General features: G+C 68.2%; 17 protein-coding genes. 5 read left to right on the plus strand and 12 right to left on the minus strand.

What is annotated here, in order from left to right; genetic code table 11:
- Positions 1-57: 57 nt before the first annotated feature.
- The 11 genes from gspF to gspG form a co-directional block, all read right to left on the minus strand.
- Entirely contained in the window at positions 58-1,275 is a 1,218-nt protein-coding gene (gspF, locus tag AC3FKH_RS26060; protein ID WP_488678608.1) for a type II secretion system inner membrane protein GspF, read from the minus strand.
- Between the two features lie 12 nt (positions 1,276-1,287).
- Positions 1,288-2,814, minus strand: coding sequence for a type II secretion system ATPase GspE (gene gspE / locus AC3FKH_RS26065; protein ID WP_488678609.1), 1,527 nt, complete (start codon positions 2,812-2,814; stop codon positions 1,288-1,290).
- 8 nt (positions 2,815-2,822) lie between these two features.
- Positions 2,823-5,237 carry a type II secretion system secretin GspD gene (gspD, locus tag AC3FKH_RS26070; protein WP_488678610.1) on the minus strand — a complete coding sequence of 805 codons (2,415 nt, stop codon included), beginning with the start codon at positions 5,235-5,237 and terminating at the stop codon, positions 2,823-2,825.
- A 35-nt stretch (positions 5,238-5,272) separates the two neighbouring features.
- On the minus strand, positions 5,273-6,079 hold the full coding sequence (locus AC3FKH_RS26075; RefSeq protein WP_488678611.1) for a type II secretion system protein N: 807 nt from the start codon (positions 6,077-6,079) through the stop codon (positions 5,273-5,275).
- Positions 6,079-6,681 carry a type II secretion system protein M gene (locus tag AC3FKH_RS26080; protein ID WP_488678612.1) on the minus strand — a complete coding sequence of 201 codons (603 nt, stop codon included), beginning with the start codon at positions 6,679-6,681 and terminating at the stop codon, positions 6,079-6,081. The genes AC3FKH_RS26075 and AC3FKH_RS26080 overlap by 1 nt, the downstream gene beginning before the upstream one ends.
- 8 nt (positions 6,682-6,689) lie before the next feature.
- On the minus strand, positions 6,690-8,081 hold the full coding sequence (gene gspL, locus AC3FKH_RS26085) for a type II secretion system protein GspL (RefSeq protein WP_488678613.1): 1,392 nt from the start codon (positions 8,079-8,081) through the stop codon (positions 6,690-6,692).
- A 256-nt stretch (positions 8,082-8,337) separates the two neighbouring features.
- The gene (gene gspK, locus AC3FKH_RS26090) at positions 8,338-9,351 is read right to left on the minus strand and encodes a type II secretion system minor pseudopilin GspK (protein WP_488678614.1); all 1,014 of its coding nucleotides are present in this window, start codon (positions 9,349-9,351) and stop codon (positions 8,338-8,340) included.
- 2 nt (positions 9,352-9,353) lie between these two features.
- Positions 9,354-10,070: a PulJ/GspJ family protein gene (locus AC3FKH_RS26095; RefSeq protein WP_488678615.1), complete on the minus strand. Its 717-nt coding sequence runs from the start codon at positions 10,068-10,070 to the stop codon at positions 9,354-9,356.
- On the minus strand, positions 10,048-10,455 hold the full coding sequence (gspI, locus tag AC3FKH_RS26100) for a type II secretion system minor pseudopilin GspI (RefSeq protein ID WP_488678616.1): 408 nt from the start codon (positions 10,453-10,455) through the stop codon (positions 10,048-10,050). Before gspI ends, AC3FKH_RS26095 begins: the two co-directional genes overlap by 23 nt.
- On the minus strand, positions 10,452-10,952 hold the full coding sequence (locus AC3FKH_RS26105) for a prepilin-type N-terminal cleavage/methylation domain-containing protein (RefSeq protein ID WP_488678617.1): 501 nt from the start codon (positions 10,950-10,952) through the stop codon (positions 10,452-10,454). The genes gspI and AC3FKH_RS26105 overlap by 4 nt, the downstream gene beginning before the upstream one ends.
- 15 nt (positions 10,953-10,967) lie before the next feature.
- Positions 10,968-11,441 (minus strand): type II secretion system major pseudopilin GspG, encoded by a 474-nt coding sequence (gene gspG, locus AC3FKH_RS26110; protein WP_488678618.1) that lies wholly within the window; start codon positions 11,439-11,441, stop codon positions 10,968-10,970.
- Positions 11,442-11,641: 200 nt separating this feature from the next.
- Here gspG and AC3FKH_RS26115 point away from each other — a divergent pair, with 200 nt between their 5' ends.
- The 5 genes from AC3FKH_RS26115 to AC3FKH_RS26135 all read left to right on the plus strand — a co-directional run bounded on the left by AC3FKH_RS26115 (position 11,642) and on the right by AC3FKH_RS26135 (position 15,776).
- Positions 11,642-12,094: an RrF2 family transcriptional regulator gene (locus tag AC3FKH_RS26115; protein WP_488678619.1), complete on the plus strand. Its 453-nt coding sequence runs from the start codon at positions 11,642-11,644 to the stop codon at positions 12,092-12,094.
- Between the two features lie 99 nt (positions 12,095-12,193).
- Positions 12,194-13,414 carry a globin domain-containing protein gene (locus tag AC3FKH_RS26120; RefSeq protein WP_488678620.1) on the plus strand — a complete coding sequence of 407 codons (1,221 nt, stop codon included), beginning with the start codon at positions 12,194-12,196 and terminating at the stop codon, positions 13,412-13,414.
- A 69-nt stretch (positions 13,415-13,483) separates the two neighbouring features.
- A complete protein-coding gene (locus AC3FKH_RS26125) occupies positions 13,484-14,179 on the plus strand; it encodes a type II secretion system protein N (protein WP_488678621.1) in 696 nt (231 codons plus the stop codon).
- A gap of 169 nt (positions 14,180-14,348) precedes the next feature.
- Positions 14,349-14,924, plus strand: a complete 576-nt coding sequence (locus AC3FKH_RS26130) for an EF-hand domain-containing protein (RefSeq protein ID WP_488678622.1) — start codon at positions 14,349-14,351, stop codon at positions 14,922-14,924.
- Positions 14,925-15,284: 360 nt separating this feature from the next.
- Positions 15,285-15,776, plus strand: a complete 492-nt coding sequence (locus AC3FKH_RS26135; RefSeq protein WP_211946200.1) for an Lrp/AsnC family transcriptional regulator — start codon at positions 15,285-15,287, stop codon at positions 15,774-15,776.
- Positions 15,777-15,861: 85 nt separating this feature from the next.
- On the opposite strand, the gene AC3FKH_RS26140 is transcribed toward AC3FKH_RS26135, so the two are convergent.
- Positions 15,862-16,557, minus strand: coding sequence for a GNAT family N-acetyltransferase (locus AC3FKH_RS26140; RefSeq protein WP_483709679.1), 696 nt, complete (start codon positions 16,555-16,557; stop codon positions 15,862-15,864).
- Between the last annotated feature and the right edge of the window lie 235 nt (positions 16,558-16,792).

A 16,792-nucleotide genomic window follows, 5' to 3' on the forward strand; every position in this document is an offset into this window, starting at 1 on the left:
CGCTGTAGGGTGAGGGCTTTATGGGGGGGGGGGGGGCCCGGTCTTGCGGGCCACGACTTATCTGACCAGCTGGTTGATCTCGATAATCGGCATCAACACTGCCAGTACGATCAGCAGCACCACGACACCCATCGTCAGGATCAACAGCGGCTCGAGCAGGCTGGTCAGAAACAGCGTGCGCCGCTCCAGTTCCTGGGCTTCGCCTTGCGCGGCACGGTCGAGCATCGTCGGCAGGTTGCCGGTGGCCTCGCCGGAGCGGATCAGGTGCACCAGTACCGGCGGGAACTGGTTCTGCGCGGCCAGCGCCCGCGCCAGCGATGCCCCTTCCCGCACCCGCGTGTTCGCATCCTCCACATTGGCGCGCAGCGCCTCGTTGGTCAGCGTCTCGCCCGCGGCTTGCAGGGATCGCAGGATCGGCACGCCGGCCGATACCAGGATCGCCAGCGTGCCGGCGAAGCGCGCGGTATTGTAGCCGCGGATCAGCTTGCCCAGCAGCGGTGCGGTCAGCAGCCAGCGGTGCCATTCCAGCCGCACGGCGGGCCGCCTGAGCAGGCTGCGCACGGTCGCGGCGAGGATGCCGAGCACGATCAGCGCCGCCCACCACCAGTTCCGCACGAAATCCGACAGCGCCAGCATGATGATCGTCAGCGTCGGCAGCTTCTGCTTGGTGTTTGCGAACACGCTGACCACCTGCGGCACCACATACGACAGCAGGAAGATGACGATGGCGAACGCCACCACCGTCACGATGGCCGGGTAGGTGAACGCCAGCCGGATCTTCGACGTCAGCGCATTGCGCGATTCGATGTAGCCGGCCAGCCGCTCCAGCACCAGGCCAAGGTGGCCGGAATGCTCGCCGGCGGAAACCAGCGCGCGGTAGATGTCCGGGAAATCGCGCGGATGCTGGGCCAGCGCCACCGACAAGGCACTGCCGCCCATCACCTCGGCGCGGATGCCGGCCAGCAATTCGTGCACGTACGGGCGCTCGGACTGGTCGGCCAGCGCGCCGAGCGCTTCGTCCAGCGGCAGGCCCGAAACGATCAGGCTCGCCAGCTGGCGCGTGAACAGCGCCTGTTCCTGCGTGGACAGCCGGCGCGTGAACAGCTGCGTGCCGCTGCGCGGCGCCTGCCCGGCACCGGCGAGCGGGTCGACCGTCAGCGGCGTCAGCCCGCGCGCGCGCAGTTGCGTGCGCGCCTGCCGCGGGCTGTCTGCCTCGATCACGCCGCGGTCGGTCTTGCCCCGGGCGTCGGCGGCTTCATAGCGGAATGCGGGCATGGCGGCGTCCCGTCAGTCGCGCGTGACGCGCAGGACTTCTTCGAGCGACGTGGCGCCGCTGTCGATCCAGCGCTGGGCATCGCCGCGCATGGTCTGCATGCCGTGCGCCAGTGCGACCTGCTTGATCTCCGATTCGGGCTGCTGGCGGTGGATCATGGTGCGGATCTCATCGTCGACGGTGAGCAGTTCGTACACACCCATGCGCCCCTGGTAGCCCGAGTTGCCGCACTTGTCGCAGCCCACCGCATGCCACACATGCTGCAGCGGCTTGCCTTGCGCATGCAGCGTCTCGGCCCCGCTTGCGGTGACTTCGATGACTTCCTCGCGCTTGCAATGCGGGCACAGCCGCCGTACCAGCCGCTGCGCCAGCACACCCAGCAACGACGACGACAGCAGGAATGGCTCGATGCCCATGTCCACCAGCCGCGTGATGGCCGAAGCCGAATCATTGGTGTGCAGCGTGGCCAGCACCAGGTGGCCGGTCAGCGACGCCTGCACCGCGATCTGCGCGGTCTCCAGGTCGCGGATTTCGCCGATCATCACCACGTCGGGGTCCTGGCGCAGGATCGCGCGCAGGGCCTTGGCGAAGGTCATGTCGATGCGCGCGTTGACCTGGGTCTGGCCGATGCCGTCCAGGTCGTACTCGACCGGATCTTCCACCGTCATGATGTTGGTGGTGCGGGAATCCAGGCGCGACAGCGCCGCATACAGCGTGGTGGTCTTGCCCGAACCGGTCGGCCCGGTGACCAGCACGATGCCGTGCGGCTGGCGGATCAGGTCGTCGAAGCCGCCCAGCGTGCGCGGCGACATGCCGAGCTTGGCCAGGTCGAGGCGGCCCGCCTCTTTGTCCAGCAGCCGCAGCACCGCGCGTTCGCCATGGCCGGTGGGCAGCGTCGACACGCGCACGTCCACCGGACGCCCGCCCACGCGCAGCGTGATGCGGCCGTCCTGCGGCAGCCGTTTCTCGGCGATGTCGAGCTGCGCCATGATCTTGATGCGCGAGATCAGCGCGCCATGCAGCGCCTTCTTGGGCCGCACCACGTCGCGCAGCGTGCCATCGACGCGAAAGCGCACCACCGACGCCGACTCGAACGGCTCGATGTGGATATCCGACGCGCCCTCGCGCGCGGCCTGCGTGAGGAGTGCGTTGATCATGCGGATGATCGGCGCATCGTCCTCGGACTCGAGCAGGTCTTCCACGGCGGGAATGTCCTGCATCAGGCGCGACAGGTCGACTTCGCCTTCCACTTCGCCCACCACCTGGGCGGCGCTGCCGTCCTGGCGGTTGTAGGCGTCGGACATGGCCCGCTCCAGCGCGTCGGGCTCCATCACCCGCAGGCGCAGCGCGCCATGCACGCGCGCCACTTCGGCCAGTGCCGCCGGCGAGGTCGCGCGGCTGACCCAGACTTCGAGGCCGTCAGGGCGCTGGTGCGCGATCAGTAGCGGCGCTTCGCGCGCAAAGCTGTACGGGACCAGTCGCGCCGCGATCGGCGACGGCGGCTCCTGGAGTTCGGTGACGGCTGGGGCTTCGCTTGCCATGATGGGGTTCAGTTGCCGCGTCCGGACGCCGTCCCGGCGAACGCACCGTTGCTGCCTTGCTGGGTCAGCGGCTGCGGCACGGGTTGCGGGGACTGCGGTGCTGTCTGGGGCGCCGATTGCGGCACCGATTGCGGCAAGGGCAGCGGGCCCGGCACCGGGCCGGTATTGCGCGGGTCGACAAACGGCGTGGCGGGCGCATCCGCGGGCGGCAGCACCGGCGTGTTTTCGTCGCGCACCATGATGTTAGGCGAGATGAAGCTGCCCTGCTGGTTGCGCATGTAGTCGTAGCGGTCCGCCGTCAGGCGGTCGGCGGCGCCGGCCGTGCGCATCACATACGGGCGCAGGAACACCAGCAGATTGGTCTTGGAGCGGTTCTTGTTCTCATAGCGGAACAGGCCGCCGATCCAGGGGATATCGCCGAGCACCGGCACCTTTTGCACGCCGTCGCCGTAGGAGTCTTCGATCAGCCCGCCCAGCACGATGATCTGGCCGTCGTCGACCAGCACATTGGTCTCGATCGAACGCACATTGGTGGTCGGGCCCTGCACCTGTGCCAGCGTGCCCGGCACCACCGATGACGATTCCTGGAAGATCTGCATCTTGACGCTGCCGCCGTCAGTGATCTGCGGCCGCACGCGCAGCGTGATGCCGACGTCCTTGCGGTCGAAGGTCTGGAACGGGGTGACCGAAGCCGCACCGCCGGTCTGCGCATAGGAGCCGGTCGTGATCGGGATATTCTGGCCGATCAGGATCTTCGCTTCCTCGTTTTCCATCGTGATCAGGTTCGGCGTCGACAGCAGGTTCACGCTGCCGTTGGTGCCCAGCGCGCGCAGCAGCGCGCCCAGGCCGAGCGCCTTGTTGACGACGCCCAGGTTCAGGCCGCCGAGGTCGGGCACCAGCTGCGTGGCCGCTGCAATGCCCGCAGCATGGTTGGCGTTGTAGGCGGCGCCAGCCAGGGTCAGGTTGACGATGTTCTGGCCGCCCTTGCCAAAGTTGGTGCCGGCGAAGACATTGTTGTTGCCACTGTCCGAACGGATCAGCCCCTGCCACTGGATGCCCAGCTCGCTGGCTTGCGTGGAGGTGACTTCGACGATCATCGACTCGATGTAGACCTGCGCGCGACGCGCGTCGAGGTCTTCGATCACGCCGCGCAGGTTCCGATAGACCGGCTCGCTGGCCGTGATGATCAGCGAGTTGGTGGAGGGGTCGGCCTGGATGATGCCGCCCGTGGTCGGCTGGGTGTTCTGGTTGAACGATGCAGCAAATGCTGAATTGCCATAGGCGCCGCCAGAACCGGAACCGGAACCGCTGGTGCCGCTGGCGCGCATGCCTGCCTGGTTCGCCGTGGTGCCGCCGGTAAACTGGCTGCCGGCCGGCGTGGAAACGTTGGTCAGGCCGCCCGCGCCGGCGGCACCGGCTGCGCCGGGCTGGGTGCTGGCGGCAAAGCTGCTGTCCGCGGCGACGATGGCGCGCAGCGTCGCGGCCAGCTTGACCGCATCCGCGTTCTTGAGCGGCACGACCCAGATATTGCCGGGCCGCGCATAGGGCTGATCGAGCTTTTCGATCAGCATGCGTGCCTGCTGCAGCCGCGCACGGCTCGATGCGCGGATCATCAGCGAGTTGCTGCGCGGTTCGGCCACCACGGTCGTGCGCAGGCTGCTGTCGACGCCCGCAGCGCCGCCCGCACCGGTCGCGGACGCTGCCGGATCGAGCAGCTTCTGCAGGACCAGTGCGGTGTCGCTGGCGATGGCGTTCTTCAGCGGTACCAGTTCGACCTCGCCGGAGGCCGGCGCGTCGATCGCGGCGATGATGCGGCCCAGACGGCGCAGGTTCTCGGCATAGTCCGTGATGACCAGCGTGTTGTTGGCCGGGTAGGCGGTGATCGTGTTGTTGGGAGCGATCATCGGCCGCAGCACGGGCACCAGGTTGTTGGCCGACTCGTAGTTCAGGCGGAAGACCTGCGTCACGACCTGGTCGCCGCGCCCGCCGGCGCCTCCGGCCACGATCGGCGAGCCTTGCAGCTTGGCGTCCGCTTCGGGCACGACCTTGGTGAAGCCGTTGCTTTCCACCATCGCATAGCCCTGCATGCGCAGCACCGATCCGAGCGTCTCCAGCGCCTGGGCGCGCGAAACCGGCTGCTCGGTCACCAGGTTGACCGTGCCCTTCACGCGCGGATCGATCACGAAATTCTTGCCCGTGGCCTGGCCCACGGCCTTGACGACGGATTCGAGGTCGGCGTTGACGAAGTTGAGCACCACCTGGTCCCGGTTGCGCGGGGTGATGTCCGGGGGCGGGGGCACGCCGGGGCTGGCGGGCTGTTGCGCCCACAGCGGCGCCGGCGCCAGCAGCGAAAGCCCGCATAGCAGGACCACGGCGCGGGCACTGGCGGTGTGGAAAAAGGGTCGGGTGGCTTCGGTTTTCATGTTTGGTTCCGGTCGGCTCCTGGCGTAGGCAGGCATCAGAAGCTCAGCCTTGTCACATTGTTCTCTCGTCGTCCCAGCAGGCTCAGCAGGCTGTTCAGCGGGGTGGCGGCTTCGGGCTCGGCATGGGCCGTGCCTTCAAAGCGCGCCTGCCGGCCCAGCGTGCCGCGGCCATCGAGGTGCAGCGGACCGGCAATGGTGCTCAGCGCGAGCTTGCCATCGGCGCCGTTCCAGTCGATTTCGGCACGGTAGCTGCCCAGCGGGCGCAGCCGGCTGACCGACGACGATGCGTGTTCGATGCGCAGCGTGATATGGCCGTACAGCAGTCCGCCGGCGAACTTGCCCTGCAGCGCGGACCAGTCCGCGCGCATCAGGCCGTCCGGGCGCAGCGTGTTGAACGGCGCGCCCACGCCTTCCAGCAGCGCGGCCGGCAGGCGGATGGCGCCGGACTGCGCGGTCCAGCCGCCCGGCGTGATGGCCAGTGCGACTGGCGCGGGCATGGCTTCGGTATGCGTGAGGACCAGGCGCGCACGGCCGGTCAGCAGCGGCCAGAAGGCCAGCGACCATTGCAGCCGGCCCGGCAGCACCGCCGCGGTCTGGCTGCCCGCGCCTGCCGACAGTGCCAGCGTGGCGCTGCCATGCCAGATCGACCCGGAGGCGTCGGCGAGCAGCACCCGGCGTTGCGTCCGGGCTGCCACCGTATCGGCAATCCAGGCCGCGGGCAGCATGGCCAGCACGGTAATGCCGGCAGTGGCCAGGCCCAGCAGCAGCCAGCCGGCGCGGCGCCAGCCCGCAGGCTGGCGCAGTTTGCGTCGGGGCAGCCGCAGGGACTCCAGGCGTACCATCAGCTGCGGCCGCCCGGACCCTGCAGGGTCGCGCTGACATTGACCAGCGCGGTGGCGCCGACGTAGACGATGCGCGCATCCGTGACTTTCAGGCGCTGCTGCTGGCGCACGTCCTGCAGCCAGCCTGCCACCGCGCCGAACGGCGCCTTGTCGAGCTGCACCTGGACGCTGTTGTCGGCCCCGGCGGCCAGCCGTGTCGCCTTGAGGCCATATTTGCCGAGGCTGTCCTCCAAAGCCTGGGTAAGGGCCTCGCCGCGCAAGGCAGGCGCGGGGCTCGCGTTCAGGCCGCGGGCCTCTTGCGCCAGGGTTTGCATTTCCGCGAGTTCGGCGCGCAGCGCCGGCAGGCTGCGCGACAGTCGCGCCCGGCCATCCGCGGCGGGCTCCCACAGCACGGTATAGACGAGCACCAGTCCCAGTACCGCGGCGCCCCCCGCGAGGATGGCCTGCTCGCGCGGATTGCGCGCGGACCAGAACGCGTCGAACTGGTCGCGCCAGGCTTGCGGCACGCGCGGCTTCATGCGCGTGAACCAGGCGGCGGCGGGGCGGCGCTTCGCGGAGCCCTGTGATGTCTGTGGGCGTAGGTTGTCTTGGCTCGGGCTCATGATTCGGTTCACAGGCCTGGCTTGATGAGCCAGCGCGAGCCGGCAGGGCCGGCGGGGCGCGTGGCCACGTCCGTCTTGTCTTCTTCCATCTGCAGGCCGGCCTGCCGCACGGCGCCACGCAGCGCGGCGGTATCGGTGCCGGGCTTGAGTGTGGCAACCAGCGCGCGCCCGCGATATTCGAGCGCCTGCAGCGCGTCCGGGGCGAGCTGGCGGGCCGCCTGGCCAAACCGGTCGGCCAGCGGCAGGAAGTCGTCCGGCGTACTGCGCCCGCTGGCCAGGCGAAGCTGTTCGACCTGCCGCCGCATCTGCAGCGGGGCATCGAGCACGGTCTGGATCTGCGGGAAGGCGGTGTGCAGGGTCTGCAGCTGCGCGGCTTCCAGTCGCTGCTGTTCGTGGCGCAGCATCAGCCAGTGCACGTTCATGCCGAGCAACTGGACCAGCACGACGCCGGCAGCCAGCGCCAGCGGCAGACGCCACGCCAGCAGGTTCCAGCGATCGGCGCGGCCCTGGGCAAACTCGAACTGCGCGAGGTCGAGCCCGGGTTCTTGCAGGCAGCCCTGGGCGCCGGTGATCCACAGGCGCCAGTCGGCGGCGGGAGCCTGGCGCAGCGCGGGCGCAGGTGCACTGGCCACGGCGCTGGCGTCGCCATGCCAGTTGCCTTCGGGCGCAAGCGCCTGCCATGCGGCAAGCGCGTCATTGCCAAGCAACAGGCCATAGCCTTCATGGGGACCGGTGCGTACCGTGAGTTGCCACTGGCCGCTGCCAGGCGCGGTCGAAGGCGCCAGTGTCGGCTCGACCAGGCCTTCGGGCTGGGCCAGCGAAGCGGCCGCGGCTTCTACGACCAGCGTGGCCGGCTGCGCGGGGGCGCTCTCGTCGTCTCCGGCTTGCGGCGGCGTCGCCAGCGGCAGGCACATCTGTGCCGGCAGGATATGGCGGCGTCGATGGCGGTGTTCGGCAAAAGCATCAAGTACCGCGCGCAGCCAGGCCCGGTCAGCCACCATCAGCAGGCGGCGCTGCGGGCCGCGCGCGGTCCGTGCGGCGTCGCCGTCCAGCGCTGGCCCCACGCCGATGTGGCATGGCTGTGCGTCGGTGGCCAGCGCATCTTCGACCAGATTCGGCAAGGCCTGCTTCAGGCGCGCCGGCGGCAGTGGGGGTACGGTGGCCGTGGTGAGCAGTACGTCACTGGCGGCGAGGATGAGCACCAGGCGCTCCGCGGCGGGCAGCGCAGCAATCTGGGCGTGGCCTTCGCGCAACACTTCCGGCGCCTGCGCGGCGCCCGTGCGCCGGGCGGCCGGCTTAACCGGGTCGCGTACGAGGGCAAACGGCAGGGCGCCAAAATGCCAGGGCTGCGGTTGGTCGTGCGGCCGGTGCGGCAGGCGAACGTACAGGGTGGTACTCAAGGTTTCCTAGCGTTGACGTCAGTGAGGCCGTGACCTGGGGGTGGCGTACCGGGGCAGCGGGAGCGCCGGGGCACGGAGACGCCGACTGGCGGATACGGACTGGCGGGGCGCCGCTCGGCATGGCGCCACGGTCGCGGCAGCGCCGCAGCATACCTTGCCTGTGTGACTAATCCGCGTCAATAGCATTCTGCCCCGGTATCCCGGCCGCCAATATCGGTAGCAGCCCGCCTGGTCGCGCGCAAATCGCGGATATGGGTCATCGCAGGTCGGGCAGGCGGTCGGTGTCGTGGATCCACAGCACGCGCGTGGTGTTGGCGTTGCCCAGGACCTCGCCCCGGTAGACCAGCGACACCTGCAGCCGGCTCGCCCGCTCATGGCGCACCAGGCCGTAGATCAGGAAATAGTGCGTGCGCACGTCCAGCGTGGCGGTCAGGGTGCTGGTGTCGGCCTGCGGCGCCACGCTGGTCAGCTTGGTCTGCAGATCGCCGACGTTATTGAAGTAAGCGCGGTCGCGCTCGCGGACCAGTTCGCGCGCGCGGTCCAGCGCCAGGTTGTTGATCACGGCCGACAGCACTTCGGGATCGGCCGTATTGGCGTTGACCAGCGTGCGCTCGGGCAGCACCGTGATGAACGGCTCCAGTGCGGCGACCATCTGCGGCGTGTAGCCGGGGACCGCGAGCAGGCTCTGGGCGCTGTCGGGCGGGCGCGGCACGGGCTGGCCGTCGGTGCCGCCTTGTGCGGCACGCAGCATGAAGCGGCCCGTGGCGTCGGCCAGCGAAGGATTCAGGCCCACGGTCTGCAGCAGGCGGCGGTAGACCGCCAGCGCGGCCGGGTCGACCGTGGCGGCACGGCCCCCGGTCGGCGTGGCGGTCCACAGCACCAGGTTGGTCAGGTTGAAACGCGCCTGGGCGTCCAGGATGCGGCCCGACAGGAACGAGGTCTCGCCCGACTGGTCGGTGCGCAGCGCCGCGCCCAGGAAATCCGACAGCCGGGTCTCGGCGATCGGCACGGCCCAGGGCTCGCCCAGCTCGTCCACGCTGCTGCGGCGCTGGTCGTCGCGCAGGATCAGCCGTGCCCAGTCCACGGCCGCGCGCTCGATCCACGTCGCCTGCGCCAGCAGGCGCTGGTTCTCGATCGAGCGGATCTGCACCTGCTGGCGCCACAGCATGCCGGACACCACCACCACGGCCAGCGTGACCATCAGCAGCGCCGTGACCACGGCGGCGCCGCGAGCACGGCGGCGGGGCAGGGACGGGAAGCGTTGGCGCATGGTCACAGGCCCGTCATGCAGATCTTGAGGAAGTTACGCGGTGCGTCGCCGTCGCCCATGCGCGCCTGGACCGACAGCTCCACGGCCCGGACGACCGCGCTGGTCGGTGTGGGCGCCGCTACGGCGCTGGCACCGGAACTGGCATCGGCATTGGAACCGGAGGGATTGAACAGCGCGCTGCGGATGCGGCCGTTGTCCGCCAGCCAGCCCTGGGGATCGATCCATACGCGCGTGCCCAGGCTGTCCACATCGGAAAGCACGCGGCGCACCTGCACGTTATTTTGGCGGCCGGCCTGGCGCAGTCCGAGCAGCGCGGACTGCACGGCGGCACGGCTGTCGACCGGCGGGGCCGCGAGGCGGACCAGCGTGTTGCCGTCCAGTCGGTAGCTGAGCGCCTGCCACATCGGCGGCTGGTTCTCTTCGCGGCGGTCGCGCACCATCAACACCTGGCCGTTCCCCACTTCCACCGGGCTGGCCTGCAGCAGGTCCGCGCTGGCCAGGTGTTCGCAGTCGGACTGGAACTGGCCATAGAGCACCTTGAGGGCGTCAAGCCGGGCGTCATGGTCGATGAGCCGTTCGCGGCTGCGCGTCAGGCTGTCCAGCGCGCGCCAGCCGATCACGGCCATGACCGCCAGCAGCGTGATGGCCACCAGCATCTCGAGCAGCGTGAAGCCGCGCCCGGCCGCCTGGCGGCGCTCAGAGCAGGTTGCGCGTTTCATTGGGGATGATGGTGACCAGCCATGCCAGGCGCACCGAGCGGTCGGCGGCGGACGGATAGACTGCGATTTCGACGCGCCGGAATACGGGATTGGGCGTGCCGGAGACGGTCTGCTCGCAATAGAGCGCCGTGCCGCCCTGCGGGCAGGCATAACCGCTGACACCTGGCTCGGGCCAGGTCTTGGACAGGCGCAACGTGGCCAGCTGGTTCTCGGCACTGAATTCGGCCAGCATGCGCGACTGCAGCGCGGCGCTGGCATCGACCATGCTGCCCATGGCCCGCATGGCTGCGGTCAGCGCGACGGCCAGGATGGTGAGCGCCACCAGCACTTCGATCAGCGTGAAGCCGCCTGCTTGGCGGCGGCCGGGATGCGCGCGCTGCATCATGGCGCGCTGGCGAAGTAGCGGCCGCCGCCATCGCCGGTGACCTCCACGCGGATGTCGCCGCGCACCAGGATCAGCCGCTGCGGCCCGTCGATCAGCTCGCGCCCGAAGACCAGGCGGAGCGGCCCGCCCGTGCCGGCGTTGCGTCCGCCTTCGGCGACGATCACCTGGTCCGGCATCAGGCGCCAATGACCCGGCGCGAACACATCGGTGCGCATGGGGACCCAGCCGTTGGGGGTGGATTCGAGAAAGCGCCAGCCGCTGGTGTTGCCTTCCCACGCGATCGGCCGGGCGCCTAGCTGGGCTTCTTCCTGCGCCAGCTCGAACAGGCGCGCGATGCGCTGGCCGTCGTCCAGCAGGCGTCCGCGCTCATTGGGTGATGCATTGACGGCCACCAGCGAAATGACGATGCCGGCGATCACCATGACCACCAGCAGTTCCAGCAAGGTGAAGCCCCGTGGCCGGCAAGCGGCGGCGCGGCGGCGCGGGGCCGGTTTCATGCTGCGGGGGCGGCGTTATTCCCAGTTGCCGATGTCGGCGTCATTGCCGCTGCCGCCGGCCTGGCCGTCGGCACCGAAGCTGAAGACGTCGATCTCGCCGCGCACACCGGGGTTCAGGTACTGGTACGGATGGCCCCACGGGTCCTTGGGCAGCTTCTCCAGGTAGCCGCCACCCTTCCAGTTGTTGGGCACGGGCTCGGTGGTCGGCTTGGCCACCAGCGCGGCCAGGCCTTGCTCGGTGGTCGGGTAGCGGCTGTTGTCGAGCCGGTAGAGCTTGAGCGCCTGCATGATCGACGAGATGTCCTGGCGCGCCGCCACGATGCGGGCTTCGTCGGGACGGCTCATGATCTTGGGCACCACCAGTGCCGCCAGCACCCCCAGGATGACGATCACCACCATGATTTCGATCAGGGTGAAGCCGCGGCTGCCGCGGGCGCGGAGCGAACTCAGGGAACGGGTATTGGCGGAAAGGGGTGAGAATCTGCGCATCGTATCTGGGCCTCTTGCTGGATCTCGGGGGCGGCCCGCTGGCCGCGCGCCCGGCGTTCGACAGCCAGTATAACCGCCGTCCATGACTGTTTTTTGTGGCGTCCGATTCTCGCACGCCTTAGCCTGATGGGATGTCGCGGCATTACGCAGTGCAACAATAACTTGCATTTGAAATACTGTTTATCTACCATGTCACCACGATGCAACTGACCCGCTTCTCCGACTACGCACTGCGGCTGCTGATGTACGTCGCGCGCGCCGACGGCAGCCGGCAAATCACCATTGCCGAGGTGGGGCAGCAGTTCGGGATCTCGCACCACCACCTCGTGAAGGTGGCGGCGCGCCTGTCGAAGCTGGGCTGGATTACGGCGACGCGTGGCCGCCACGGCGGACTGGAGCTGGGTCCGCAAGCCCAGCAACTGACCATCGGTACGATCCTGCGCGAACTGGAAGGCCACAAGCCGGTGATCGACTGTGACAACCCGCCCTGTGCGCTGAACGGCAATTGCCGGTTGCGCCGGGCGCTGGATGGAGCCGAGCAGGCGTTCTACAGCGCACTCGACACCGTCACCCTGGCGGATGTCACCGGCAGCCAGACCGCCGAGTCGATCATCCGGCTGCATCGCGATTTTATGAGCCGGCGTACGGCCTGAACGGTACTCCCTGAGTCGTCCGTTCAGACGTCCTGCGCCGGCTTTGTTGTGAGTAAAAACATGCATTTTATTTGCATGAATTAAACGGAGCCTTACCTGATGTTGTCTGCTGCTTCCCGCCCCTACATTGATGCCAGCGTACCGGTGTTGCGCGAACATGGCCTCGCCATCACCACCCATTTCTACCGCGAGATGTTCGCGGACCGGCCCGAACTGACCCAGCTCTTCAACATGGGCAACCAGGCCAACGGTTCGCAGCAGCAGTCGCTCGCGTCCGCGGTATTCGCCTACGCCGCCAATATCGACAACGCGAGCGCGCTCGCGCCGGTGGTCGATCGCATCGTGCACAAGCATGCGGCCGTGGGCCTGAAGCCCGCGCACTATCCGATCGTCGGGAAGCACCTGCTGGGCGCCATTTCGGCCGTGCTGGGCGGCGCCGCCACGCCTGACCTGCTCGCCGCCTGGGACGAAGCCTACTGGCTGCTGGCCGGCGAACTGATCGCGGCCGAAGCGCGCCTGTACCAGAGCACGGGCCTGGCCGCCGGCGAGCGCATCGCAGTGCGTGTCGAGCGCCGCGAAGTACAGAGCGACAACGTGGTCGCGCTCACCCTGGCGGCCGTCGACGGCCAGCCGCTGCGCGATTTCCGCCCGGGCCAGTACGTCAGCGTCGAAGTCACGCTCGCCGACGGCAACCGCCAGCAACGCCAGTACTCGCTGTCCGCCGAGCGCGGGCTGCCGACGTGGCGGATCTCGGTCAAGCGCGAGGATGGCGACCATGCCACGCCGTCCGGCGCCGTGTCCAACTGGCTGCACGCCAACGCCCAGCCCGGCACCGAGCTGGCGGTGAGCGCACCGTTCGGCGAATTCGCGCCGCGCCTGGACGGCCACCGCCCGCTGGTGCTGCTGTCGGCCGGTATCGGCATCACGCCGATGCTGTCGGTCCTGCGCACGCTGGCGCTGCAGGGCTCCAGGCGTGAAATCCTGTTCGCCCATGCCGCGCGCGACGGCCGCCACCACGCGCACCGCGCCGACGTGGCGTGGGCCAGGGAGCGCCTGCCGCAACTGCGTACCCATGTCAGCTATGAACAGCCGCAGGCCGCCGACGTGGCCGGCCGCGACTACGACCATGCGGGCACCATGCCGGTTGCCGCGCTGCTGGGCGCGCCCGAGACCAGCCTGTTCGTCGATGGCGACTTCCATCTGTGCGGTCCGCTCGGCTTCATGCAGGCACAGCGTCATGCTTTGATCAGCGCCGGCGTTCCGGTCGGGCATATCCACCGCGAAGTGTTCGGCCCCGATCTGCTCGACGATCTGCTGTAAGCCGTCACAGACACGGTCATGGGCCTCTGGTACGCTTGACGCGTTCCTGTCGAGCGTACCGCCCATTCCGTGCAACTCTCTCTCCGGCCTGTTTTCCGTCTCGATGCCGCGGCCTGGCTGCCGCGCGCAGCGGCCCTGGTTCTCTTCGTCGCGCTGTGCGCGCTGGCGACACGCTGGATGCTGACCTTCAGCGCGATGCGGACCATCCCGGTCCCGCAAGCCGCGCGCGTGGCGCAGACCGAAGCGGTGGAGACCGGCGCCGTGGCCACGCTGTTCGGCGGCTCGGCCCAGGGCGGCGTGCGCGACGTGCAGTTGATCGGCGTCGTGGCGGATGTGTCCGACGGCGCGGGCGCCGCGATCGTGTCGCTCGACGGCGGCCCGCCCAAGGCCGTGCGGGCCGGCACGGCACTGTCGCAGCAGATTCGCCTGGTGGAAATCCACGGCCGTTCCGTGGTGATCGAGCGCAATGGCGTGCGCCAGGAAATCGTGCTGCCGGTGCAGGCCGGCGTGCCGAAGGCCGGTGCGGCGCCGCTGCCCGCTACGCCGCCCTCGGGCGCGGCGGCTCCCCTTGCCACGCCGATGCCGCCACCCGCACCCGCGGTGAGCCAGCCGCCTGCGCAGACGCCGCAGCCGGTATCGCCAGCGGCGACCATGCCGCAGCAAGCGCCGGCACAACCGCAGATGCAAAACATTGACCCGCACCAGCTGCAGCCCGCCGTGGCGCCACACGCGCCCATGGCGAGCCCGCTCGTGCCCAAGAACTGAGTCAGACCGCGCTGGCCGCCGGGGCCGGCACGTATTCGTCTTCGCTTGCGATCGCTTACGGCGGGAAGCCCTTTCTGTGAGCCGCGTAACATCGTATTAAAAGCGCCAACTTCCCTGCATCGTCCGCGTTCTAATCCGTACATGCCCACGTGATGAAAAGGAGCAAGACATGCAAGGCAAATCCAAGTCGCAGATCCTCAAGCACTTCCTGGCCGCGTCCGCCGCATTCCTCGTTGCCGGCGGCGCGTTCGCCCAGGCCGCGGCGCCTGCACCGGGAACCGCTCCCGCACCGGGGCAACGCGGCGACATGCACCGCCACATGGAACACGGCGGTGGCATGTGGATGAAGTCCATCGACACCGATGGCGATGGCACGATTTCCAAGGCTGAAGCCGACGCGCTCTTCAACCGCATCGACACCAACCACGACGGCAAGCTCGACAAGAACGAACTGTCGGCCTTCCGCAAGGCTTCGATGGAGCAACGCCGCGCCGAGATGCAGAAGGAGTTCGAGGCCAGGTTCAAGGCCGCTGACAAGAACGGTGACGGCGCGCTGACCAAGGATGAAGTCAAGGCCGGCCTGCCGCGCCTGGCGCAGCGCTTCGATCAGCTAGACGCCAACCACGATGGCAAGCTGACGCTGGACGAAATCAAGGCGGGCATGGAGAAGATGCATCAGGAACGCATGCAGCGCATGCCGCGCGGACCGGGCGCGCCGTCGGCGCCTTCCAGCAGCGGCGGCTGACCAGCCAGGCGCGCCCTGTCCCGGCGCGTTGCCTGATACAGACGCGCGACCTTCACCGGTCGCGCGTTTTTGCTTTTTTCGTGCGTCGCGATGGTCGAAATGCGGGATGGCATGTCGGAAAACCGCTGAACGACCGTAGAATGCCCGCTGCCCGTGCAACAGACCTGGCATCCTCCCTTGCCTGCTCCGAGTGGTTTGCCGCGGCAGGCCGAACCGGTATCTCGCCGTCCATTCCGCCCCAAGAGTGATGGATACGACCGCAGATCTGAAGAGATGCCACAAAAAATTGCGTACTTGTGCACAACTTGCTAAATTTGCGCAAAAAAATTGCCAATAAACATATTGCGGAGCAACGAAATCGTGAGCAAGGTGGAGTTGGACAAGATCGACCGGAAGATCCTTGAGGTCCTGCAGACCAACGGCCGGTTGACCAACCTGGAGGTGGCCGAGCGCGTGAACCTCTCGCCGAGTCCGTGCCTGCGGCGCATCCGCCGGCTGGAAGAGATTGGCGTGATCCGCCAGTATGCGGCGCTGCTGGAGCCCGGCAAGATCGGCCTGGGCCTGCTGGCCTATATCAACGTCCGGCTGGAGAAGCATGGGGGCGCGCCCAAGGGCAAGGCGCCGCTGGACTTGTTTCGCGCTTCCATCTCCACGTGGCCGGAGGTGGCTGCGTGCCATGCCATGACCGGCGAGATGGACCTGCTGCTCAAGGTCTACGTGGAAGACATGGAGCACTTCGCGCGCTTCATGCAGGAACAGTTGCTGGCCCACCCGTCGGTCATCGACGTGCGTTCGAGCTTTGCGCTGGAAAGCATCAAGGACACCACGGCGCTGCCGGTTGCCGGCGGCTGAGCTGCCGCGCCAAACAAAAACGGCGCATCGTCACGATGCGCCGTCTGGCGTGAGGTCCGGGCTTGGCCGGCGCTCGGCGAGTGGATCAAGCGGTGCCCTTCTGCGGCACCATCGAGCGCCAGAAGCGCAGCCCGAAGCGGCGCGCGTCGCGCAGGTTGCGGCGCACCAGGTAGTCGAGGTCGGCGACTTGCTCGTCCAGGGCCTCGGTCAGGCGGCTCATGGTGTCTGCGGGCGGCAGTTCCAGGTACGCGTCGGCCTCTCCGTACGCGTACTGCACCTTCATGCCGGCCTTCTTGGCGATGTGCATCATCGCCGCGTTGCGCGACAGGCAGTGCATGTACAGCGTGCGCACGCTGGTGTTGCGGCCATGCATGGCGGCGCGCTCGAACAGCGCACTACCGATGCCGCGACCGCGCGCGCTCTTCGACACCGAGACGCCGAATTCCGCCACGCGGCCCTGCGCGTTGTCGCGCAGGTTGGCGAAGTGGCCGACGCCGACGAGTTCGAGCTTTTCGTCGTACACGCCGAACACGGAGTCATGGTCGAAGTCGATGCTGTCGACATACGCTTCAATCACGTGATCGCCCACCGACTGGCCGAAACGGAGCAGGCGATCCTCCTCGCCCAGGGCGAGGAAATGCTTCAGCAGGCGCGACCGGTGATGGGCGGCCAGCTCGCGCACCAGAACGGTTGCGCGCTGGGCGGCCTGTGCGGCGGCCGCCTTGCGCAGATCTTCGTCGGTAACGGCGCCGACGGCCTTGCTCAGTTCGAGCGGATTCACGATGTTTCCTTCCCGGCGCAATCCGGTGCAATCAGCGATAAAAATAGCATTGTCGCGGTGTTTCGCCAGCCACTTTTTGCTTCAAGACATGCCGGGTTGGGGAAAACACTATATTGCTGCGACGTGAAAAGTATTGTAGCGGATCTGTCAGTTAGGCGTAAGCTTCCCGCGCCGCAGCAGGTCGGGCCGGGTCGTTTTTTTCAAAAAATCGTGAGTAAAATCAAAAACTTGAGAA

It is taken from the genome of Cupriavidus sp. 21MJTG02-4 (genome assembly GCF_057798975.1).